The organism is Micromonospora xinjiangensis, from assembly GCF_056150165.1.
The window spans coordinates 1,186,741-1,209,045 of record NZ_JAXCFO010000001.1 but is presented as its reverse complement, the minus strand read 5'-3'; the positions used below and the strand labels follow the sequence as shown (position 1 = coordinate 1,209,045).

Genomic DNA, 22,305 nt, shown 5'->3' with positions numbered 1-22,305 from the left:
CCCCCGCCGGTAGCGGAAAACACCCCCGTCCCCGCCCCGGCCGGCCCGCCCCGGGAGGGCTAGGTGAGCAGGAGGGTCGCCGCCAGGGCGGTCATCAGGGTGGCGATGGCGCCGTCCAGGAGGCGCCAGGCGGCTGGCCGCGCCAGCAGCGGCGCGAGCCGGTGCGCCCCGACGCCGAGCGCCGTGAACCAGACCACGCTGGCCAGGGCGGCGCCCACGCCGAAGAGCCAGCGGTGCGGGTGCTGCTGGGCGATCCCGCCGACGAGCAGCACGGTGTCCAGGTAGACGTGCGGGTTGAGGTAGGTGAAGGCGAGGCAGGCCAGCAGGGTCGCGCCGAGGGTGGCGGGGGGCCGCTCGGTCGGCACCAGCGCGCCCGGGCGCAGCGCGCGGCGGGCGGCGAGCGCGGCGTAGCAGAGCAGGAACGCGGCGCCGCCCCAACGGACCGCGGTGAGCAGCCCCGGGCGGCCGGCCACCAGCGTGCCGAGCCCGCCGATGCCCGCCGAGATCAGCAGCGCGTCCGAGGCGGCACAGGTCAGGACGACCGGTACGACGTGCTCACGGCGCAGCCCCTGCCGCAGGACGAAGGCGTTCTGTGCCCCGATGGCGACGATCAGGGCGATGGACACGGTGAAACCGGCGACGGCGGAGCTGAGCATGCGACCGAAGGTAGTGAGCATCGCCGAATCAGTCGAACTAAACATTCTGAGGTTACTTAAGCTGGACTGATGGAAGGTCTCGACTTCGCGCAGCTGCGCACCCTCGCGGCCGTGGTCTCCGAGGGCAGCTTCGACGCGGCGGCGCGGCTGCTGCACGTCACCCCGTCGGCGGTCAGCCAGCGGGTCAAGGCGCTGGAGGAGGCGGTCGGTCAGGTGCTCGTCCGCCGGTCCCGACCCTGCGTCGCCACGGACGCGGGTGCGCCGCTGCTGCGCCTCGCCGGTCAGCTCGTGCTCCTGGAACGGGAGGCCCTGGCCGACGCCCGCGGCCCGCTGACCGGGGGCGGCGCCCGGACCCGGCTGGCCGTGGTGGTGAACGCCGACTCGCTGGCCACCTGGTTCCCCGCCGCGCTGGCCCGGCTGCCGCACGGGCTCGGTCTCTCCTTCGACATCCGGCAGGACGACCAGGACCACACCGCCGAACTGCTCCGCGACGGTGTCGTGACGGCGGCGGTGACCGCCCAGCGCGAGGCGGTGCAGGGCTGTCGCGTACGCCGGCTCGGGGCGATGCGCTACCGTGCCCTCGCCGCGCCGGCGCTGGTCGAGGCGTACTTCGCCGACGGGCTGACCCCGGCGGCGCTCGCCGCCGCCCCGATGGTCGTCTTCGACCGGAAGGACCGGGTCCAGCACCGCTTCGTCCGCGCCGTGACGGGGCAGGTGCTGGATCCGCCCGTGCACTACGTGCCGTCGGTGCCGGCGTTCGGCGCGGCCGTACGACTGGGCCTCGGCTGGGGCATGGTGCCCGAGCAGATCGCCGGGGACGATCTCGCCGCCGGGCGCTACGTCGACATCGCGCCCGGACGGCATCTCGACGTGCCCCTGTACTGGCAGCACTGGCGGCTGGAGTCCGACGCGCTGAACGCCCTCACCACGGCCGTGCGCGCGGTGGCCGCCGACGTCCTCCGCTGAGCGGCGGGGCCTCGGTGGGAGGCCCCGCCGGGGCGGTTCAGGAGATGGTGCAGATCGCGGCGCCGGCGGTGATCACCGCGCCGACCTCGGCGGTCAGTCCACTGACGGTGCCCCCCTTGTGGGCGTGCAGCGGCTGCTCCATCTTCATCGCCTCGAGCACCACGACGAGGTCGCCCTCGGCGACGGTGTCCCCGTCGGCCACGGCGATCTTCACGATCGTGCCCTGCATGGGGGAGGTGAGCGCGTCACCGCTGACGGTGGCGCCGGCCTTGGCGGCACCGCCGCCCCGGCGGGCCGGCTTGCGGCCGGCCGGTGCGGCGGTGGCCGTACCGGCGCCGAGGCCGGCGGGGAGCGTGACCTCCAGCCGCTTGCCGCCCACCTGACCACGACGGTTTCCCGCTCGGCCGGCTCCGCGACCGGGCCGGCGGTGGGGCTGAACGGCGGGACCGTGTTGTCGAACTCGGTTTCGATCCACCGGGTGTGGACGGTGAACGGCTCGGCCGTGAAGGCCGGGTCCCGGACCACCAGGCGGTGGAAGGGCAGCGCGGTCGCCATGCCGTCGACCACCATCTCGTCGAGCGCGCGGCGGGCCCGCTCCAGGGCCTCCGTACGCGTCTCGCCCACGATGATCACCTTGGCCAGCAGCGAGTCGAAGTTGCCGCCGATCACGTCACCGGCCGTGATGCCGGCGTCCACCCGGACGCCGGGGCCGCTCGGCAGCCGCAGGGCGGTGATGGCGCCCGGGGCGGGCAGGAAGCTGCGGCCCGGGTCCTCGCCGTTGATGCGGAACTCGATGGCGTGCCCGCGCGGGGTCGGGTCCTCGGTGAGGCGCAGCTTCTCCCCGTCGGCGATGCGGAACTGCTCGCGTACCAGGTCGATGCCGGCGGTCTCCTCGGTGACCGGGTGCTCGACCTGGAGCCGGGTGTTGACCTCGAGGAAGGAGATGGTGCCGTCCGCGCCGACCAGGTACTCGACCGTGCCGGCGCCGTGGTAGCCGGCCTCGCGGCAGATGGCCTTGGCGCTGTCGTGGATCTGGGCCCGCTGGGCGTCGGTGAGGAACGGCGCGGGCGCCTCCTCGACCAGCTTCTGGTGCCGCCGCTGGAGCGAGCAGTCCCGCGTGCCCACCACGATCACGTTGCCGTGCTGGTCGGCCAGCACCTGCGCCTCGACGTGGCGGGGCTTGTCCAGGTAGCGCTCGACGAAGCACTCGCCCCGACCGAACGCGGCGACCGCCTCGCGGGTGGCCGACTCGAACAGCTGGGGGATCTCCTCCATGGTGCGGGCCACCTTGAGCCCGCGACCGCCGCCGCCGAAGGCCGCCTTGATGGCGACCGGCAGGCCGTGGTCGACCGCGAAGGCCATCACCTCGTCGGCGCTGCCCACGGGGTCCGGGGTGCCGGGCACCAGGGGGGCGCCGGCACGCTGCGCGATGTGCCGGGCGGTCACCTTGTCGCCGAGGTCGCGGATCGCCTGCGGCGTCGGGCCGATCCAGGTCAGCCCGGCGTCGATGACGGCCTGGGCGAAGTCGGCGTTCTCGGAGAGGAAGCCGTAGCCGGGGTGGACCGCGTCGGCGCCGGACTTGGCGGCGACGTCGATCAGCTTGTCGATGCGCAGGTAGCTGTCGGCCGCCGTGTCCCCGCCGAGGGCGTACGCCTCGTCGGCGAGCGTGGCGTGCAGTGCGTCCCGGTCGGAGTCCGCGTAGACCGCGACGCTCTCCAGGCCGGCGTCGCGGCAGGCGCGGATGACGCGGACGGCGATCTCGCCGCGGTTGGCGATGAGTACCTTGCGCACCGTGGGGGCTCCTCCCGGGAGGTCGTTGACCGGGAGTGTATAGGCCGAGCTGCGGGCCCTAACGATCGCTCAATGTGGGATGGCGCACGATCACATCGCGCTCTAGTCAAACTTGCTTATTACGCTTGTGCGATGTCCGCCACTCGCATGATGATTCTCGGCCTGGTGCGCTGGATGCAGCCCGTCCACGGCTACGACGTGCGGCGCGAGTTGCTCAGCTGGAGCGCCGACAAGTGGGCCAACGTGCAGCCCGGTTCGATCTACCACGCGCTGCGCAAGCTGACCGAGGAGGGGCTGTTGCGCGCGGTCGCGACCGAGCAGGTGGGTGGTCGGCCGGCCCGCACCACGTACGAGATCACCGAGAAGGGGCAGGACGAGTTCGAGTCCCTGCTGCGCGGGCTCTGGTGGCAGCTCGACGAGCCGGCGGACCCGTTCGTGGCGGCGTTCTCCTTCCTGCCCGCGATGCCCCGGGAGGAGGCGGCGGCCGCGCTGCGCAACCGGGCGAACCTGCTCCGGGCCGGCATCGCCTGGATGCAGACGTCACTGGAGTCGGGCTGGCTGCGCGACACGAAGCCGGTGCACGTGGGGTGGATGTTCGAGCTCTGGACGGCCCGCGCGGAGGCGGAGATCGCCTGGTGCGAGCGCGTCGCGGAACGGGTCGAGTCAGGCGTGTCGTACCTGCCTCCGGGGCTCGAGCGGGCGGAGGGTTGGTCCGGGTGGCAGGAACGCCTGCCCGAGCGACCGGAGAACGAACAATAATCAACGTTGACCACAGACGTTATATCGCGTTAGCCTCTCCCGCGAACGTGACGCGGCGCCCGGCGCTGCCCACCGACGGACCGTTGGCCGGCCGCACCGGCCCGGACGACCAGGAGCACGCATGATCGAGACCAGAGGGTTACGCAAGTCCTTCCGCTCGCGTGCCGGGCGGGAGACGAAGACCGTGGAGGCGGTGCGCGGCGTCGACCTCACCGTCGCCGAGGGGGAGATCTTCGGGTTCCTCGGCCCGAACGGCGCCGGCAAGACCACCACCCTGCGGATGCTCGCCACACTCATCGAGCCGGACGACGGCCACGCCACCATCGCGGGAGCCGACCTGCGCAAGGCGCCCGGCGAGGTGCGCCGCCGCATCGGCTACGTGGCGCAGGGCGGCAGCACCTGGGACGAGTCCACCGCCCGGGAGGAGCTGGTGCTCCAGGCCCGCCTCTACGGCATCGGCAAGGCCGAGGCGCACCGGCGCGCCGTCCGCGCCCTGGAGGCCTTCCAGCTCAGCGAGTTCGCCGACCGCAAGTGCAAGACCTACTCCGGCGGGCAGCGCCGGCGCGTCGAGATCGCCCTCGGCATCATCCACGAGCCGAAGATCGTCTTCCTGGACGAGCCGACCACCGGCCTCGACCCGCAGAGCCGCGCGCACATGTGGGACGAGATCCGCCGACTGCGCAGCGACGGCATGACCGTCTTCATCACCACGCACTACCTCGACGAGGCGGACGCGCTCTGCGACCGGATCGCGATCATGGACCACGGCGAGGTGGTCGCCGAGGGCACCCCCGCCGACCTCAAGCGGGAGATCTCCGGCGACGTCGTCCAGGTCGGCCTGGACGTCACCGTCACGCCACAGGCCGCGAAGGCGCTCGACGGCGAGGCGTACGTCCGGAAGTTGGAGACCGTCGAGGAGGGCGGCCTGCGGTTGTACGTGGACGAGGGGGCGACCGCCATCCCGCAGATCCTCCGCCGGCTGGACCAGTCGGGCCTCGCGCTCTCCTCGATCGAGCTGCACCGCCCCAGCCTGGACGACGTCTTCCTCACCAAGACCGGCCGCTCGCTGCGCGAGTCCTGACCACCCGGAGACCGATCATGAAGCTCGCCCGCGACACCTGGCTGATCTTCCAACGCCAGTTCCAGCTGCTCATCCGCAACCCGGTGTGGGTCTTCGTCGGCGTCTTCCAGCCGGTGATGTACCTGCTGCTCTTCGCCCCGCTGCTCAAGCCGGCGCTGAACGCGCCGACCCAGGCCGAGGCGTACAAGATCTTCGTCCCCGGCCTGCTGGTGCTGCTCGCCATCTTCGGTGGCCTGTTCCAGGGCTTCGGCCTCATCGCCGAGCTGCGTGCCGGAGTCATCGAGCGGTCCCGGGTCACCCCGGTCAGCCGACTCGCCCTGCTGCTCGGCCGCTCGCTGCGCGACGTCGTCTCGCTCATCGTGCAGGCGGTCATCATCACCCTGCTGGCCCTGCTGTTCGACCTGCGGGTCGTCCTCGGCGACCTGCTGCTCGCGTACCTCATGCTGGCGCTCATCGCGCTCATGACCTCGGCCGTCTCCTACGGCGTGGCACTGAAGGTCAAGAGCGAGGACGCGCTCGCCCCGCTCATGAACACCGTCGCCCAGCCGGTGCTGCTGCTCTCCGGCATCCTGCTGCCGCTCAGCTTCGCGCCCGGCTGGCTGCAGGGCATCGCCGACTGGAACCCGTTCTCCTGGGCGGTCGACGGCACCCGGGCCCTCTTCGCCGGTGATCTCGGCAACGACAAGGTCTGGCAGGGGCTGACGATCATCGCGGTGCTCGCGGCGCTCGGCGTCTTCTGGGCGGCCCGACAGTTCGCCCGCAGCGTCCGCTGACGGGGAGAGTTCGCTCTCACCAGGGGCGGGGCGCCGGACCTGCGCTTGTAGCGTAAGGGCCGTGCCCCGCCTCGCCCATGACCGGATCACCTGGCTGATGTACGCCCAGCTGGGGCTGTGGGGCTTCTTCCTCTACGGCTTCGGCCCGATCGTGCCGCTGCTGCGCGACGAGCAGAACACCAGCGCGGCCGTCGCCGGCCTGCACAGCACCGCCATCGCGGTCGGATCGCTGGTGGGCGGGGCGGTGTTCGCCCCGCTCGCCGCGCGGATCGGCCGCGGCCCCGCGATCTGGACCGGCCTGGCCGGCGTGGCCGCCGGCGTCGTCGCGTTCGGCACCCTCCGGACGCTGCCCGCCACGCTCACCGCCGCAGCCGTGATCGCCACCTTCGGCATGATGGTGATCAGCGGGGTCTCCGTGGTGCTCACCGCGCGGCACGGCCCGGCCGCGCCCGCCGCGCTGACCGAGGCGAACGCCGCGGCGGCCGGCATGGGCATCCTCGCCCCGCTGGTGATCGGCGCGTCCGTCGGCACCGCGCTCGGCTGGCGGCTGGTGCTGGCCGTCGAGGTCGGGCTGATCGCGCTGGTCGCGCTCGCCGCGACCGGGTTTCGCGTACGGATTCCGAGGGGCGGGTCCGCTGCCGCGGCTACCGACGAGCAGCCCGGTGTGACCGCCGCCTCCGTCACCGACCCGCCCGGTGCGGCTGTGACCGAACGGCCCGGCGCCGTGCCCCCGGCCTCCGTCGGCCGAGCACCCGCGCCCGACGCGTCGGAGCGGCTGCCGAGGGCGTACTGGATCGCGTGGGCCCTGATGGCCGTCACCGGCTCGATCGAGGTCTGCCTGTCGCTGTGGACCGCCGACGTGCTCCGCTCGCACGCCGGGCTCAGCGCCGGCACGGCCAGCGCCGCCGTCGCCGCCATCGTCTGCGGGATGTTCCTGGGCCGGCTCGCCGGTGGACGCGTCGCCCTGCGGCTGCCGCCGGTGCCGCTGCTGCTCGGCGCGCTCGGGGTGTCGCTGACGGGTTTCCTCGTCTTCTGGACGGCGACGGTCGGATGGCTGGCGGTCACCGGGCTGGTCGTGCTCGGCCTGGGCAACGCGCTGCACTATCCGCTGGCGCTCTCCATCGCGCTGCGGGTGGCCGGCGCGGCCGCGGACCGGGCGGCCGGCGCGTCGGCGTACTCGATGGGCATCGGCTTCGGTATCGCTCCGGTGGTGCTCGGCCGGGTGGCGGACGGCATCGGCGCGCACACGGCGTTCCTGCTGCTCCCGGCGTTCATCGCCGTGGCCGTGCTGCTCGCCGTCCGCCTCGGCCGTTCACTGCGGGTCAGCCGACCGAGCGGGGAGCGCGAACTCGCCCCGTCCAGAGCCTGAGCCCCCCTTCCGCCGGTGCCCGGCCGGTGGCGGCCTCCGGCACCGACCGGTGGCCGGTCCCGCCTCCGGTCAGTGCACGCGGGCCAGGGTCACCCCGTCCGCGATCGGCAGCATCACCGCGTCCACCCGCACGTCGGCGAGCACCTCGTCGTTGAAGGCGGCGATGGCCCGGTCGTCGGCGTTCTGCGGTGCGATCACCCGGCCACCGCGCAGGACGTTGTCGACGGCGATCACACCGCCGGGCCGCATGCGCGGCACCAGCTCGGCCCAGTAGATCGGGTAGCCCGTCTTGTCGGCGTCGATGAACGCGAAGTCCAGGTACCGCTCGTGCGGCAGCTCGCGCAGCGTCTCCCCGGCCGGGCCGATGCGCAGCTCGATCCGGTCGTCGACGCCGGCGCGCGCCCAGTAGCGGCGGGCCACCCCCGTGTACTCCTCCGAGATGTCGAAGCAGGTGAGCCGGCCGCCCTCGGCGAGCCCCCGGGCGATGGCCAGGGACGAGAGCCCCGTGAACGTGCCCACCTCCACCGCCTGCCGTACGCCCAGCAGCCGGGTCAGGAAGGTCAGGAACGCGGCCTGTTCCGGTGCGACCTGCATGCTCGCCCGGTCGGGCAGCAGTGCGCGGGTCTCCTCCGCGAGGTCACGGATGATCTCGTCGGGCGGGGAGCCGTGCCCGACGAGGTACGCGTGCATCTCGTCGGTGAGCGGGATCGACTTGGTCGTCATGGGTGGACGCTAACCGAGCGGCTCGACGGATTGGCCCCCCGGCGCGACCTTCGTCCAGAGGTCGGTGATCCGCAGGTCGAGTTCGGCGAGCAGGCGACGCAGCAGCGGCAGTGAGAGGCCGACGACCGTGCTCGGATCCCCCTCGATCCGCTCCAGGAACGGGCCACCCAACCCGTCGATCGTGAAGGCACCGGCCACGGCAAGCGGCTCACCCGTCGCGACGTACGCCTCGATCTCCTGATCGCTGATGTCGGCGAAGTGCACGACGGTGGACGCGACCGCCTCGGCCCGCCGCCCGGCCGTCGCGTCGATCAGGCAGTGCCCGCTGTGCAGCACCCCGCTGCGGCCACGCATCCGGTGCCAGCGCCGCGTGGCGTCCGCGGCGTCGGCCGGCTTGCCGTACGTCTCCCCGTCGAACTCGAGCACCGAGTCGCAGCCGATGACGAGAGTGCGCTCGTCGGCGGCCGGCCGCAGCCGCGTCAGCACCGCCTGCGCCTTCAGCCGGGCCAGTTCCAGGCAGAGCAGGTCTGCCCGGTCGGTGACCACCTGGGATTCGTCGACGCCGCTGACCAGCACGTCCGGCTCGACGCCGGCGGCCTGAAGGATCTTGCGGCGGGCGGGACTCGCGGAGGCGAGCACGAGGCGGAGCGGCAACTGGTCACGCACCCCGCTGACGTTACCGGCTGCCGGACCCCCGCCCACACGATGGCTCGCGGCGGCCGCGCCAGCGGGTGCGGTGCCTCGCGCGGTTCCCGGTGCTCCTGCGATGCCCCGCGGCTCTCGGTGGCCCGCGCAGGAAGGTGGTCTCGCCGCGTCACCGTCTCGTGTGACCGTCTCGCAACGTCAGGGAGGTAGTGGCCTCCGCGCGTCACCGCCTCGCAACGTCAGGGAAGTAGTGGCCTCCGGCCGCGGGAGGGAACTACTTCCTTGAAGTGGTTGCCTCCACGGGTGACCGTGCGCATGACGCAGTTCAGTGGCTGATTCGGGGCGGAGGGTCGTCGCTGCGTCGCCGCCGCCGGGCGATGAGGGCCCAGGTCACCCCGCCCGCCACGATCACACCGAGCGTGACCAGCCCTCGGATTGTGGCGGCCTGATCGCTGGCACCCTCGTCTCCGGTCGGATCCGCGCCAGCCGTCGTGCTCGCGTCGCCCGCCGGCGCGCTCGCCGTCGCCGACTCAAAACCCAGCGGTGGTACGTCCGCAGTCAGCGCCGCCACGATGTCGATGACCCCGTAGCCGTACTCGTCGTCGCGCCCGGGTGGCCCCTTGTCGACCGCTGTGGCGGTCAACCGGTGTACGACCTCCCGCGCGGGAAGGTGCGGGTACTTGGATCGGATGAGCGCCACAGCCCCGGCCACGATCGCCGTAGCACCCGATGTCCCCGTGCCCTTCGAGTACTTCCCGTCGTAGCTGGTGCTGTAGATATCCACTGCCGGCGCGACCACGTCGACTTCTGGTCCGGTAACGGAAACGTCCGCATGGTCCCCCGATCGCCCCACACCACCGACGGCTATAACGCCTTCCTCGGACGCCGGAAAAGCGACAGTGCCATCTGAGGGCAAGTTCCCTGCGCTTGCTACGACAACGATGTCTGAGGCGAGGGCAGTCTGGATCGCTTGCCGAAGACGTGGAGTAGTGCCACCTCCACTAGAGACACTGATGATGCCGACCTTGTGTTCAATCGCGTATTCGACGGCCTGTGCTAGTGCATCGGGTTGGCCATCGTGCTGGGGTGGCGAATCGTATATCGGAAGGATCTTTGCCTGGGGTGCAACCCCGAGTGCCCCGGTGTCGCCGCTCTGTCCGTGGGCAGCGATAAGGCCAGCCATCGACGTCCCATGGCCATCTCTGTCTTGCTGGCCGGTCCCTGATCCACCCGGGATTATGTCGACTCCTGGCAGCAGGTTCCTTCGCAAATCAGGATGCTTGTCGACGCCGGTGTCTGGAACGGCGACTACTACACCAGCGCCTCGGGAAATCTTATGGGCTTCCGAGATGCGGAGGAAGCTCAAGTGCCACTGGTTTCTTCGAATGGGATTCGTGGTTGCGTAGTCGAGATTAGCCGGCTCTTGTGCCGAGGTTGGCTTAACGGGCAAGCAGATTGCGGTGAGTGCTGTTAATAACGCAAGTGCAGCGGTCGTCGCGCGAGTGTTCAACGGTTCGTACCGATGGCCGGGCCTGGGTCGATGGGGCCGTTTTCCTCCGGCGGCTCGAGGACGGGAGGAACACCAGGGTCAACTACCCATGGCTCATCAGGGTTCCAGGTTCGGTGTTCGCTGCTTCCAGCACCCTGCTCCGAAGTTCGATCCCGGTTTAATCCGGCTCGCGTAGCGGTGCTGGTTGGCCCGGCAGCATGCGAAATGCCAGCGGGGGGATTACCGAAGCTGCGACTACCCCCTGGGCGAGAGCCGGCCCCGCCCGTTGGTGCCGTACCTGCATTGCCGCCACCGATCAATCCGCCGATCGGATTAATTCGACGTGCCTGCGAATTGGCGGTTGGATGGCCCGTGATCGCGCCTGGAGTACCCCCAATTACCCCTCCATGTGGCACCGGAGATTGTGGAGCACGTGGAGCAGACGGATTTACGTTGGGAGCATTGCTTCGGCCGAGAGGACTTGGTGAATCGCCGGGTCTTAACGGCGGCGACCATGGACTGTAATTTGGCAGCCGGTGTGATGTTGTTGGCAGGTGGCCAATTGTAGATTCCGGGCCTTTGGGGGGACCCGGAGGGACCGATCCCGTCACCTGCGCTGGATCGAGGCGAGGAGCCGCGCCGATGCCAGCGCCGCCGAGTACTGGCCCCGAGTTGGATGTGGAGGGCGTCCCGGGCGGTCGGGTGTCCGCGCTTTCTGGAAACCTTGGTTGAGGTCGATTAGTAGCGTCGTACGTCACCGGAACGATTGGGGGGATAATTGGTGCCGAACTAGTGCCGTAGACGTCAGGGTTGCCCTCCTGTTGCGGCGGCCTTGTCGGTGGAGGGGGCTGGCGGAGCGTTACCTGGGCTTGTTGGAGTTCCGCGCTGAGGCCGTACATGATGCCGCGCGCCTGGACGTTCAACTGCTCCAGATCGGCGTCGGTCACCGGACGGTCCGGTACGCGGCTGCCCATGGCGGCCTTCGGGTCGGCCGCCGTCGCCTCGTACGCCTGCTTCTGCTGGAGCTTGGCCGCGTACTCCTGGTGAATCTTCTCCAGCCGCGCGCGCGTGCCGCCGATGGCCTGCGTGGCGGCGGCGAGCGCCGTGTAATTGGTGGCGGCGGCGTCGTGGGTGCGCCGCACCTTCTCGATGAGCTCGTCGAGTTGGGCGAGGTACGCGCGGGCGGCCTCGTTTGTGGCCGGCGGCCAGGCCTCGGCGAGGCCCCGCCGGTATTGCTGGAGTCGGCTCAGGTGCGTCTGCGCCAGGTCGCAGATCTTGCGCCAGCCGGCGACCTGCTTCCAGTGGTTGGTGGTGTCGTGGTCCTGAAGGCAGGCCCACATGCTGTCCACGTCCATCAGGTGCCAGTCCGTGAGGCCGGACGTGCGGCCGCCGCCCCGCTCGATCATGGCAGCACCACCGGCCCGGTCTCGGCCGCGGTGGGATCCCGCAGCACGACCGGCGGTGTGCCCGCGGACGTGACCATGCGCGGGTCCGCGAGGGCGTGCTCGACGTCGACGACGCGGGCGGCGGAGAAGGCGTCGGTGTCGGCGTACCGCTCGGCGATGGTGCCCGCGGCGGCGGCGAGGTGACCGGTGGCCCCGCACACGCCCCAGACCATGTCGACGCTGGCCTGCTGGGTCTCGTGGTGCGCCTGCAGAAAGTGGACCAGCTCGATGAAGGCGTCGCAGGGGTTGGGCAGTGGGGCCGTCACATCCTCGGCGATGTGCGACAGGTGCGGCGCGTAGTTGCGTTCCACCTCGGCCGCGAGCCGGTCGGCGAACTCCCGCAGCTGCCGGATGTCGGCGTCGATCGCGCCGTTCCCGCTCAGCCACGCCGCGGGGCGATCCTCCTCAGGGATCATCGACCCTCCCATACCGTCACCGCACCGTTTCCCTGAGTGAGGTTAACGGCTCCCAGCCACCCTGGCAGCCCCACGACGAGTGGGATCCGCCGCGACCGCCGCTGGACGGGCGTGCCCCGACGGAGGCGCACCGATCTCATTCAGACGGGCGCGACCAGGCAGAACTGAGGCTTGCCCGCGCGACCCACGTGTGACGACGGGGGCGCCGGCCGCATGCGACAGCGCCCCAGGCCCGAGCGCTCGGCCGGCCGGCGTGACGAGGGCTCAGTGAGGCAGGCCGGAGGCCCGCCACGCCCCGGGCCCGGCGGCGATGCCGCCACCGGTCGGCCGTCCGCTGCGCGCCCAGGCGGACGCCGGAACGGGGGCGGGTGCGGCGGCGGGCCGGGACCGGGTGACGATCGCGCCCACCAGCGCGGCCAGTTCCTCGGCGGTGGGGACCCCGCGGACGACCCGGAACAGCGGCTCTTCGGCAGACATGCGGCCAGCGTACGCGCCCGGGAAGTTGACCTTCGCCGCACTGTGGCGTGCCGGCGGTGTGCCTGTCGGCGTCGCCGGGTACCGTCTCTGCGATGTCGAACGCGCTTCCCCAACTCGTCGCTGACCGATACCGGCTCATCTCGCCGCTCGGTCAGGGTGGCATGGGTCGGGTGTGGAAGGCGCGCGACGAGGTGCTGCACCGCGACGTGGCGATCAAGGAACTGGTCCCGCCGCCCAGCCTCACCGACGACGAGCGGCGCGAGATGCGGGAGCGCTCGCTGCGGGAGGCGCGGGCCATCGCCCGCCTCAACCACATCAACGTCGTCCGCATCTTCGACGTGCTGCGCACCGACGGCGATCCGTGGATCGTCATGGAGTACGTCCCGTCGAAGTCGTTGCAGGACACCCTCGCCGAGTCCGGCCCGGTGCCGCCAGCCCAGGCGATCGAGATCGGTCTCGGCGTGCTGGGGGCGTTGAAGGCCGCGCACAAGGCCGGTGTGATGCACCGCGACGTCAAGCCGGGCAACGTGCTCCTCGGCAACGACGGGCGCGTGGTGCTGACGGACTTCGGTCTCGCGACGATCCCCGGCGACCCGAACGTCACCCGCACCGGCATGGTGCTCGGCTCGCCCGCCTACATCGCACCCGAGCGGGCACGCGACGGCACCGCCGGGCCGGAGGCCGACCTCTGGTCGCTGGGCGCCACGCTCTACGCGGCGGTGGAGGGCAAGTCGCCGTACGCCCGGCCGTCGGCGATCGCCACGCTCGCGGCGCTGGCCACCGAGCCGTTGCCGCCGCCGAAGAACGCCGGCCCGCTCAAGCCGGTGCTCCAGGGCCTGCTGCGTAAGGACCCGAGCGAGCGGATGAACGCCGAGACGGCGGAGCGGTTGCTACGCCGCGCCAACGGTCGGCGCTCACGGGGCATCTCGCTGCTCGAAGGCGTACGCCGGCCGGGGCCGAACGGTCCGCGCGTGCCCCGCCCGACCGTCCTGCCGGCACCGCGACCCGCCGAACCGTCCGCTCCGCCGGTCACTCCACCGACGCCGCGCACCCCGTCGACCGTGCGTGGCGCGGCCATGGCGGGCGCGGCGGACGCCACCGCGAAGGTGTCGGCCGACGCCGCGCCGACGGCGAAGGTGGACCGGCCGGCGTCCGCGGTGGACGCCGCGCCGACCGCGAAGGTCGAGCCGCCGACGACCGGCACGGAGCCGAAGGCCGACCGTCCGACCTCCGACGCCGAGCCGACCGCGAAGGTGGAAGCCTCGACCGCCGGGGCCGGCGACGACGCCACGACCAAGGTCGACGGCAGGGCCGTCGGGGCGGACGCCGATCCCACCACGACGGTCGACGGCCGGGGGGTCGGGGCGGTCACCGAACCGACCACGACGGTCGAGGGCCGGGCGGTCGGTGTGGACGCCGACCCGGCCACGACGGTCGACGGCCGGGCTGCCGAGGCGGACGCCGACACGAGCGGCGCCGGGGAGCCGGCCACGAGCGCCGGCCACACGGCTGAGAAGGCGGCCGCCGGCCCGACGACCGAGGCCGGGACCACGACCGAGGCCGACGGGTCGACCGCCACGGTGGAGAGGGCCGCCGACCAGGCCGGGTCGACGCGGACGCAGCCGGCCGCCGAGCGGCGGCCCGAGGCGACGGCACCCGAGCCGCGTCGACCCGCCCCGACCTCCCTGCTGCCGGCGACTCCGGCGGCCGCCCCGACCGGGCGGGCGTCGATCCCGGCGGTCGCCACCACGACGACCGACCACAAGCGGCGCAACCTGCTCGTCGGCGCGCTGGTGGCCGTACTCCTGATCGGCCTCGCGGTGGTCGTGCCGCTGCTGAGCAGCGGCGACGACCCCGAGGGCGGTGATACGCCGCAGGCCGGCAACAGCAGCGTCGCGTCGGCGTCGGCGACCGCGCCGCAGACCTCCGCGCCCGCCGCCCCGCCCCCGACCAGCGGCGCGCCGAGTGTGACTCCGAGCGCCAGCCCGTCGGCGAGTACCTCCCCGGGTGCCGGCCTGCCGCCCGGGTGGACGCTTCGCCGGGACCCGGTCGGTTTCCACCTGCCGGTGCCGGACGGGTGGACCCGCAGCGCCGGGGGCACCTGGGTCAAGTACGAGGACCCGAACGGCGTCGGCGAGCTGACCATCGACCGGACGGACCGCCCGGGATCGGACGCCGAGCAGGCCTGGCGGGACATCGAGCCGGCCCGGAAGAACCTGGTGAGCAACTACCGGCTCCTCGGCATCCGGTCGATCGACTGTCGCTGGAGGACCTGCGCGGACTGGGACTGGCTGGAGCGGCGGGACGGCACGCAGATCCACGTCCGCAACCGTGGCTTCGTGACCGCCAGCAACCGGGGCTTCGCCCTGCGCTGGGAGGTCGCGGACAAGGACTGGAACGCCCAGCTGCCCAACTTCGAGATGATCTTCCGCGAGTTCGTGCCGGACCGGCAGGACTGACCGCGGGATTCGCGCAGGTGCGAGTGGCGCTCGCATGACCTCCCCCCGTCCGGGGTATCTGGAGCCGGACGACGGAAGGAGGTACGACATGGGTTACCGACGGAGGGACACCCGGCCGCGGATCGCACTGTGGATGCTCGTCGCGCTCGGCGACGCGGTCCTGCTCCTGGCCAGTGTCGGGATCCCGGCGCTTGTCGCGCTGTTCAGCGTCGTGGCCGTCACCGTCGCCGGGGTGGGCGCCTGGCTGGTCTCCCGGCGCGGCGCGCTGGTCCGCGAGGAGGCGCTGCCGGCCCGGGTCGCGGTGCCGGTGGGCGACCGGCGACGGGCCTGATCCCGCACACGCCGCGGTGGCGGCAGCCGGACCGTCTGTCGACCGTACGGTGACAGTCGACCCCGCTGCCGCCACCTGCCACGCGGGATCAGGCGGTGTTGTTCGCCAGGGCGATCAGCCGGGTGCGGTCGCCGTTCCAGTAGTTGCGGTCGACGTTGCCGCTGATGCCGGGGACGCTGCCGGTGCTGGTGTACTGCCAGAAGCTCCAGAACGGGGCGCCGGCCGGCAGGGTGCCGGGCGCGCTGGCCCAGCGGGCGATCCACAGCGGGTGGTTGCCCCACGGGCCGCTCCAACTGCCGGTGCACTGGTTCCACCAGCTGGTGGTGGTGTAGATGACCGCGTAGCGGCCGGTGCGTGAGCGGTAGGTGTTGAGGAAGTCCTGCACCCAGTTGCGCATACCGGTGGTGCTGAGGCCGTAGCAGTAGCCGCCGCTGTACGGGTTCGCCTCCAGGTCCAGCGCAGCGGGCAGGGTGCGGCTGTCGGCGGACCAGGCGCCGCCGTTGGACGCCAGGTAGTTCGCCTGGACCGCGCCGGACGAGATGTTGGGCCGGGCGAAGTGGTACGCGCCGCGGATCACGCCCGCGTTGTACGCGGCCACGTAGTTGGTGTTGAACTGCGGGTCCTTGTAGCTCGTGCCCTCGGTGGCCTTGATGAAGGCGAACTGGATGCCGGCGTTGCGGACGCTGGTCCAGTTGATGGAGCCCTGGTAGTGCGAGACGTCGATGCCGGGGACCGTGGCGGCCGCGGCGGGTCCGGCGGTGGCGACGAGCGTCGCGGCCGCGGTGGCGAGGACGGTGAGGCCGGCCGCGAGGAACCGGCGCAGCGGCGATCTGGGGGTCATGGGGGTGCCTCCAACCGGGGGTAATCGATTGATGTAAATCATTGGAGGTATCCGCCCAAGGTCGCAAGAGTGCCTAAAGAAATTTTCATCGTCGACCGGGTGGCGGGCCTTCGCCGGGACCGTGCGTGTTCGGTGGATCACGTCACGTGACGATCGGTATCGGTCTCGACGTCCGGACGCGACGGACCGGTAGGCTCGCGCCCCATGGTGTCGTTCGACGGGCTGACCGACCTCTGGGACCGGCTGTTCGGCGCGCAGCCGGACCCGCCGCCGCTGCTGGTGCTGCTGACCGGGCTCGCCGCGCTGCTCGTGGTCTCGACCCGGCTGCCCTGGCGGGTCGCCCGCAACGCGATCACCATCGCGCACGAGGGCGGGCACGCGCTGGTCGCCCTGCTCACCGGACGGAAGCTCCGGGGCATCCGGCTGCACTCGGACACCTCGGGGCTGACCCTCTCCGCCGGCCGGCCCACCGGACCGGGCATGATCCTCACCCTGCTCGCCGGCTACGTCGCCCCGCCGCTGGTCGGGCTGGCCGGCGCGTGGCTGCTCGGCGGCAACCGGATCACCCTGCTGCTGTGGGTGGCCGTGGTCCTGCTGCTGGCGATGCTCGTCATGATCCGCAACGCCTTCGGCGTGGTGTCGCTCCTGGTCACCGGTGGTGTGGTGCTCGCCGTCTCCTGGTACGCCTCGCCCCAGGTCCAGGCGGCGTTCGCGTACACCGGGGTGTGGTTCCTGCTGCTCGGCGGCGTACGGCCGGTGGTCGAGCTGCAACGGCTGCGGTCCCGGGGCCGGATGCCCGCCTCGGACGCCGACCAGCTCGCCGGACTCACCCCGTTCCCGGCGTTCTTCTGGGTCGCCGTCTTCGCCCTCGTCAACCTGGCCGTACTGGCCCTGGGCGCCGTCCTCCTGGCCAACCCCCTCCTGGAAACCCCCCTGCCCACCCTCTGACATCCCACCCCTTGACCGCGACGGCAAGGGAGGGCGGACGTGGAGGGCAGAATGAGCGGCGTGCGGTACGTGATCATTGGGGCCGGCGCGGTCGGCGGGACCATCGGCGGGCGGCTGGCCGCCGCCGGGCACGACGTGACGCTCGTGGCGCGGGGCGGGCACCTCGCGGCGATCCGGGAGCGTGGGCTCACCCTGCGACAGCCGGAGCAGGAGCAGACCCTACGGCTGCCCGCGGTGGACGGACCGGACGGGCGACCGCTGCCGGCCGACACCGTGCTGCTGCTCACCGTCAAGTCGCAGGACACCGCCGCGGCCCTCGCCGCCTGGGTGGACGCGCCCGTGGCCGGTGGCGGTACCGCGGGTGAGCGGCTGCCGCTGTTCACGGCGCAGAACGGGGTCGCCAACGAGCCGGCCGCCCTGCGACTCTTCGCCCGGGTCCACGGCGTGTGCGTCTGGCTCCCCGCCACCCATCTCGAACCGGGCGTGGTGGTGGCCAACGGTCACCCGCACCCGGGGATGCTCCACCTCGGCCGCTACCCGTCCGGTTCGGACGACACCGACCGGGCGGTGGCCGCCGACCTGACCGCCGCCGGCTTCGTCGCCCCGGTGCGGCCGGACGTGATGCGCTGGAAGTACGGCAAGCTGCTCGGCAACCTCGGCAACGGGCTCCAGGCGCTTTTCGGTCGTGATCTCCCGGAGCACCTGGCCGAGCGGATCCGGGCCGAGGGCGAGGCGGTGCTCGCCGCGGCCGGCGTCGCGCACACCACCCGGGCGGAGGAGGCCGACGACCGCGGCGACCTCGTGCAGCACCGCCCGGTCGGCGGTGCGCAGCGGGCCGGCGGGTCCACCTGGCAGAGCCTGGCGCGGGGCACCGGCTCGGTCGAGACCGACCACCTCAACGGTGAGATCGTGCTGCTGGGCCGGCTGCACGGCGTCGACACGCCGGTCAACGCCGCGGTGCAGCGGGCGGTCCGGCGCGCGGCGCGGGAGCGGATCCCGGCCGGGGAGTTCCCCGAGGCCGAGTTGACGAAAATGCTCGGCTGACCGGGCAACCGTGGGGAGCCTCCGGCGCGTGTCTCCTGCGAGCCACGGGGGAGGTAGCAGGTGCCCGACGTCGAAGGCTTCGACGAGTTCTACCGGGGCAGCCGGCAACGGCTGCTCGGGTTCGTCTACGTGCTCACCGGCAACCTCGCCGAGGCGCAGGACGCGGTCCAGGAGGCGTACATCCGGGCCTGGCAGCGGTGGTCGACGGTGGGTGGCTACGAGGACCCCGAGGCGTGGACGCGGGTGGTGGCCACGCGGATCGCGGTCAGCCGGTGGCGGAGCCTGCGGAGCCGGGCGCGGGCGTACCTGCGCCACGGCGCCGTCGAGACCGCCCCACCGCCCGGCACGGAGACCGTCGACGTGGTCGCCGCGCTGCGGCGTCTTCCCGAGGAGCAGCGCACCGCGATCGCGCTCTACTACCTGCTCGGCATGCCGGTCGCCGAGGTCGCCCGGGAGACCGAGGCCCCGGTCGGGACCGTCAAGGCCCGCCTCTCCCGGGGGCGCGCCGCGCTCGCCGGGCTGCTCGCCGTCTCTGACCTGGAGGAGGCCGCCGATGCGTGACCACGACCCGCGCTTCGTCGAACGGGTCCAGCGGGACCTGCGCGACGTGCGGTGGCCGGAGCCGGCCGAGATCCGGGCGACCGCCCGGCGACGCAGCCGGCGGACCATGCTGGCCGCCACCGTGGCGCTCGCCCTCGCGGGGACCGGCGCCGTCGCCCTGATGGGTCCCGATCGTTCCTCGACCCCCCCGGTCGCCGCACCCGGCCCGGCCGCGTCCCCCCGGGCCGAGATCACATCGGAGGCTCTGCTCCGGCCGGCCGACCTGGGGTTGGCGTCGGCGGACACCCAGCTCACCGGCTCGGGGCTCGCGGAACCCATCCGGATCGACGACCTGCTCGAAGCCTGTCGGACGAGCAAGGGGCTGTCGCAGACCTGGCCGTCCCGCTGGTCGCGCTCGCAGACTCTCCTCAGCGAGCGGGCCGACGGCGTCGACCTCGCCGGTGACGTCCTGGCGATGCAGGACGTCTACCGGCTCACACCGGAGGGCGCCAGGGCGTTCCTCGCCGACCTCGACCAGGTCGTCGCCCCGTGCGCCCAGTGGCGCAGCGTCGGGCCGTACGAGTGGGAGGGGCGGGCCGGCACGGCGGAGGCGGTGCACGAGTGGCGGATCGTCCGGCGCGGTTTCGCGGGCGACGACGCCGCCATGGTGCGGCACGTCGCGTCCCGGCCGCGCGACGTGAAGACCGGTGAGACGTACGGCGACGAGCCGCAGCCGACCTACCGGGCGGTCATCCGGGTCGGTGACCTCGTGGCCGTGCTCGGCCTCGGGCGGTCCGCCACCGAGTCCGAGCTGCTCCAGCTCGCCGTGGTGGCCGCGGCGCGGATGTGTCAGGCGGCCAACCCGGGCTGCTGAGCGCCCGTCGATCCGCGCACCTTCGGAGAGAGCAGGCTCTCCCGCCCTCGGGAGGCGACACCGCCGAAGGTGCGCGGATCTCGGCTACAGCGGGATGTTGCCGTGCTTCTTCGGCGGCAGGGTCTCGCGCTTGGTGCGCAGCACCCGCAGCGCCCGCACGATCTGGGTCCGGGTCTCGTGCGGCGGGATGACCGAGTCGACGTACCCGCGCTCGGCGGCGACGTACGGGTTGGCGAGGGTGTCCTCGTATTCGGTGATCTTCTCGGCGCGCAGCGCCGCCGGGTCCTCGGCGTTCGCCAGCTCCGAGCGGTAGAGGATGTTCACCGCACCCTGCGCGCCCATCACCGCGATCTGCGCGGTCGGCCAGGCGAAGTTCAGGTCCGCCCCGAGGTGCTTGGAGCCCATCACGTCGTACGCCCCGCCGTACGCCTTCCGCGTGATCACGGTGACCTTCGGCACCGTGGCCTCGGCGTACGCGTAGATGAGCTTCGCGCCCCGACGGATGATGCCGTCCCACTCCTGCCCGGTGCCGGGCAGGAACCCGGGAACGTCCACGAAGGTCAGCACCGGGATGTTGAACGCGTCGCAGGTGCGGACGAACCGGGCGGCCTTCTCCGAGGCGGCGATGTCCAGGGTGCCGGCGAAGTGCATCGGCTGGTTCGCCACCACGCCGACCGGACGCCCCTCGACCCGGCCGTAGCCGACGACGATGTTCTGCGCGTACAGGGGCTGGACCTCCAGGAACTCCCCGTCGTCCAGCACGTGCTCGATCACCCGGTGCATGTCGTACGGCTGGTTGGCCGAGTCGGGGATCAGCGTGTCCAGCTCCCGGTCGGTGTCGGTGACGTCCAGGTCGGCCGGCGCGTCGTAGACGACCGGCTCGTCGAGGTTGTTCGACGGCAGGTACGACAGCAGCGCCTTCACGTACTCGATCGCGTCCTCCTCGTCGCTGGCGAGGTAGTGCGCGTTGCCGCTGCGGGTGTTGTGGGTGCGGGCGCCGCCGAGCTCCTCCATGCCCACGTCCTCGCCGGTGACCGTCTTGATGACGTCCGGGCCGGTGATGAACATGTGCGAGGTCTGGTCGACCATGACGGTGAAGTCGGTGACGGCCGGTGAGTAGACCGCGCCACCCGCGCACGGGCCCATGACCAGCGAGATCTGGGGGATGACGCCCGAGGCGCGCACGTTGCGGAAGAAGATCTCGCCGTAGAGGCCGAGGCTGACCACGCCCTCCTGGATGCGGGCGCCACCGGAGTCGTTGATGCCGATGACCGGGCAACCGATCTTCATGGCGAGGTCCATGACCTTCACGATCTTCTCGCCGAAGACCTCGCCGAGGGAGCCGCCGAAGACGGTGAAGTCCTGGGCGAAGACGCAGACCTGCCGGCCGTCCACCGTGCCGTAGCCGGTCACGACACCGTCGCCGTACGGGCGGGTCTTCTCCAGCCCGAAGTTGGTCGACCGGTGCCGGGCCAGCTCGTCCAGCTCGACGAAGGAGCCCTCGTCGAGCAGCATCTCGATGCGCTCCCGGGCGGTCTTCTTGCCCCGGGCGTGCTGCTTCTCGACCGCCCGCGCCGATCCGGCGTGCACCGCCTCGTCGACCCGGCGCTCCAGGTCCGCCAGTTTGCCCGACGTGGTGTGGGTGTTGATCCCGGTCTCGGTAGTCACCCAGGGAATATAACGATGGTTCAGCGGCGGGCCGCTGTGCAGTACACCTCAGTACCCGCCGCCGGCCCGGCCCGTAGGCTGGCGGGATGCCGGGCTCCCCGTACACCGATCTGGACCGCCCGCCGCTGTCGGCGGCGCGGCTGCGCCGGGCGTTGGTCGCCCCGTACGGCCCGTGGGCCCGGCTGGAGCTGCGGGCCGAGACCGGCTCGACCAACGCCGACGCGGCGGAGGCCGCGCGCGCCGGTGAACCCGAGGGCCTCGTGGTGGTCGCCGAGCGGCAGACCGCCGGGCGTGGGCGGCGGGGGAGGGTGTGGCAGTCGCCACCGCGCGCCGGCATCGCGACCAGCGTGCTGCTCCGCCCCGGCCTGGCCGTGCCGGAGCGCGGCTGGTCGGCCGCGCCCGCTACCGGGTACGGCTGGCTGCCGTTGCTGGCCGGCGTCGCGCTGGTGGAGGCGGTGGCCCGCCTGGCCGAGCTGGACGCCGCGCTGAAGTGGCCCAACGACCTGCTGATCGACGGCGCGAAGTGCGCCGGGGTGCTCGCCGAGGCGGTGCCCGGCGCCTCGCCGGCCCAGCCACCGGCCATCGTCATCGGCATCGGGCTCAACGTCACCGTGCGGGCCACCGAGCTGCCGGCGAACCCCACCGGTCTGCCGGCCACCTCGCTCCAGCTCGCCGGGGCCGCGGCCACCGACCGGGACCCGCTGCTGCGGGCGCTGCTGCGCTCGCTCGCCGACTGGTACGACCGCTGGCGCACGGCCGGCGGGGACGCGGTCGCGAGCGGCCTGCGGGAGGCGTACGTGGCGGCCTGCGGCACGATCGACCGGCCGGTGCGGGTGCTGCTGCCCGACGGGGCGGAGCTGACCGGCACGGCGACCGGCGTGGACCCCGACGGTCAGCTGATCGTCGAGACGTCCGAGGGGACACGCCACCTGGCCGCGGGGGACGTCCTGCACCTGCGCTGAACGGGATCGGTGGGGCCGGTGACGCCCGACCGCGCGGCGGATGGTCGG

General features: G+C 72.4%; 21 protein-coding genes and 1 pseudogene. 12 read left to right on the top strand and 10 right to left on the bottom strand.

The window, feature by feature from the left end; translation table 11 throughout:
* Nucleotides 1–59: 59 nt before the first annotated feature.
* The gene (locus SM573_RS05770) at nt 60–656 is read right to left on the bottom strand and encodes a LysE/ArgO family amino acid transporter (protein ID WP_474611694.1); all 597 of its coding nucleotides are present in this window, start codon (nt 654–656) and stop codon (nt 60–62) included.
* Nucleotides 657–725: 69 nt separating this feature from the next.
* Here SM573_RS05770 and SM573_RS05765 point away from each other — a divergent pair, with 69 nt between their 5' ends.
* Nucleotides 726–1,622 (top strand): LysR family transcriptional regulator ArgP, encoded by an 897-nt coding sequence (locus SM573_RS05765; RefSeq protein ID WP_474611695.1) that lies wholly within the window; start codon nt 726–728, stop codon nt 1,620–1,622.
* 37 nt (nt 1,623–1,659) lie between these two features.
* Here SM573_RS05765 and SM573_RS05760 read toward each other — a convergent pair.
* A pseudogene (locus tag SM573_RS05760) lies at nt 1,660–3,413 on the bottom strand (acetyl/propionyl/methylcrotonyl-CoA carboxylase subunit alpha).
* Between the two features lie 132 nt (nt 3,414–3,545).
* On the opposite strand from SM573_RS05760, the gene SM573_RS05755 reads away from it, so the two are divergent.
* The 4 genes from SM573_RS05755 (at nt 3,546) to SM573_RS05740 (ending at nt 7,395) form a co-directional block, all read left to right on the top strand.
* Nucleotides 3,546–4,172 (top strand): PadR family transcriptional regulator, encoded by a 627-nt coding sequence (locus SM573_RS05755; protein ID WP_474611697.1) that lies wholly within the window; start codon nt 3,546–3,548, stop codon nt 4,170–4,172.
* Nucleotides 4,173–4,293: 121 nt separating this feature from the next.
* Nucleotides 4,294–5,253, top strand: coding sequence for an ATP-binding cassette domain-containing protein (locus SM573_RS05750; RefSeq protein WP_474611698.1), 960 nt, complete (start codon nt 4,294–4,296; stop codon nt 5,251–5,253).
* Nucleotides 5,254–5,270: 17 nt separating this feature from the next.
* Nucleotides 5,271–6,026: an ABC transporter permease gene (locus tag SM573_RS05745; RefSeq protein WP_474611699.1), complete on the top strand. Its 756-nt coding sequence runs from the start codon at nt 5,271–5,273 to the stop codon at nt 6,024–6,026.
* A gap of 61 nt (nt 6,027–6,087) precedes the next feature.
* Entirely contained in the window at nt 6,088–7,395 is a 1,308-nt protein-coding gene (locus SM573_RS05740) for an MFS transporter (protein ID WP_474615624.1), read from the top strand.
* Nucleotides 7,396–7,464: 69 nt separating this feature from the next.
* Here SM573_RS05740 and SM573_RS05735 read toward each other — a convergent pair whose 3' ends face one another.
* The 6 genes from SM573_RS05735 to SM573_RS05710 form a co-directional block, all read right to left on the bottom strand.
* Nucleotides 7,465–8,118: an O-methyltransferase gene (locus SM573_RS05735; RefSeq protein ID WP_474611701.1), complete on the bottom strand. Its 654-nt coding sequence runs from the start codon at nt 8,116–8,118 to the stop codon at nt 7,465–7,467.
* A 9-nt stretch (nt 8,119–8,127) separates the two neighbouring features.
* Nucleotides 8,128–8,784, bottom strand: a complete 657-nt coding sequence (locus SM573_RS05730) for a Maf family protein (RefSeq protein WP_474615623.1) — start codon at nt 8,782–8,784, stop codon at nt 8,128–8,130.
* Between the two features lie 304 nt (nt 8,785–9,088).
* A complete protein-coding gene (gene mycP / locus SM573_RS05725; RefSeq protein ID WP_474615622.1) occupies nt 9,089–10,273 on the bottom strand; it encodes a type VII secretion-associated serine protease mycosin in 1,185 nt (394 codons plus the stop codon).
* Complete coding sequence (locus tag SM573_RS05720) at nt 10,270–11,658, bottom strand: hypothetical protein (protein WP_474615621.1); 1,389 nt, start codon at nt 11,656–11,658, stop codon at nt 10,270–10,272. The genes mycP and SM573_RS05720 overlap by 4 nt, the downstream gene beginning before the upstream one ends.
* Complete coding sequence (locus SM573_RS05715; RefSeq protein WP_474611704.1) at nt 11,655–12,113, bottom strand: hypothetical protein; 459 nt, start codon at nt 12,111–12,113, stop codon at nt 11,655–11,657. Before SM573_RS05715 ends, SM573_RS05720 begins: the two co-directional genes overlap by 4 nt.
* Nucleotides 12,114–12,377: 264 nt before the next feature.
* On the bottom strand, nt 12,378–12,590 hold the full coding sequence (locus SM573_RS05710) for an acyl-CoA carboxylase subunit epsilon (RefSeq protein WP_474576109.1): 213 nt from the start codon (nt 12,588–12,590) through the stop codon (nt 12,378–12,380).
* A gap of 92 nt (nt 12,591–12,682) precedes the next feature.
* On the opposite strand from SM573_RS05710, the gene SM573_RS05705 reads away from it, so the two are divergent.
* The gene (locus tag SM573_RS05705) at nt 12,683–15,049 is read left to right on the top strand and encodes a serine/threonine-protein kinase (protein WP_474615620.1); all 2,367 of its coding nucleotides are present in this window, start codon (nt 12,683–12,685) and stop codon (nt 15,047–15,049) included.
* Between the two features lie 88 nt (nt 15,050–15,137).
* Nucleotides 15,138–15,380 carry a hypothetical protein gene (locus SM573_RS05700; RefSeq protein WP_474611706.1) on the top strand — a complete coding sequence of 81 codons (243 nt, stop codon included), beginning with the start codon at nt 15,138–15,140 and terminating at the stop codon, nt 15,378–15,380.
* Between the two features lie 88 nt (nt 15,381–15,468).
* Here the strand turns inward: SM573_RS05700 and SM573_RS05695 are convergent, their stop codons facing one another.
* The gene (locus tag SM573_RS05695; protein ID WP_474611707.1) at nt 15,469–16,221 is read right to left on the bottom strand and encodes a GH25 family lysozyme; all 753 of its coding nucleotides are present in this window, start codon (nt 16,219–16,221) and stop codon (nt 15,469–15,471) included.
* A 204-nt stretch (nt 16,222–16,425) separates the two neighbouring features.
* On the opposite strand from SM573_RS05695, the gene SM573_RS05690 reads away from it, so the two are divergent.
* From SM573_RS05690 to SM573_RS05675, 4 genes are read left to right on the top strand one after another with little or no spacing between them, the layout of a single operon-like run.
* On the top strand, nt 16,426–17,169 hold the full coding sequence (locus SM573_RS05690) for a M50 family metallopeptidase (protein ID WP_474615619.1): 744 nt from the start codon (nt 16,426–16,428) through the stop codon (nt 17,167–17,169).
* 51 nt (nt 17,170–17,220) lie between these two features.
* Nucleotides 17,221–18,213: a ketopantoate reductase family protein gene (locus SM573_RS05685; RefSeq protein ID WP_474615618.1), complete on the top strand. Its 993-nt coding sequence runs from the start codon at nt 17,221–17,223 to the stop codon at nt 18,211–18,213.
* Nucleotides 18,214–18,273: 60 nt separating this feature from the next.
* Entirely contained in the window at nt 18,274–18,774 is a 501-nt protein-coding gene (locus SM573_RS05680) for a SigE family RNA polymerase sigma factor (protein WP_474611709.1), read from the top strand.
* Nucleotides 18,767–19,627 carry a hypothetical protein gene (locus SM573_RS05675; RefSeq protein WP_474615617.1) on the top strand — a complete coding sequence of 287 codons (861 nt, stop codon included), beginning with the start codon at nt 18,767–18,769 and terminating at the stop codon, nt 19,625–19,627. The genes SM573_RS05680 and SM573_RS05675 overlap by 8 nt, the downstream gene beginning before the upstream one ends.
* A gap of 84 nt (nt 19,628–19,711) precedes the next feature.
* Here the strand turns inward: SM573_RS05675 and SM573_RS05670 are convergent, their stop codons facing one another.
* Complete coding sequence (locus SM573_RS05670) at nt 19,712–21,295, bottom strand: acyl-CoA carboxylase subunit beta (protein ID WP_474611711.1); 1,584 nt, start codon at nt 21,293–21,295, stop codon at nt 19,712–19,714.
* Nucleotides 21,296–21,381: 86 nt separating this feature from the next.
* Here SM573_RS05670 and SM573_RS05665 point away from each other — a divergent pair, with 86 nt between their 5' ends.
* A complete protein-coding gene (locus SM573_RS05665; RefSeq protein WP_474615616.1) occupies nt 21,382–22,257 on the top strand; it encodes a biotin--[acetyl-CoA-carboxylase] ligase in 876 nt (291 codons plus the stop codon).
* Nucleotides 22,258–22,305: the final 48 nt, after the last annotated feature.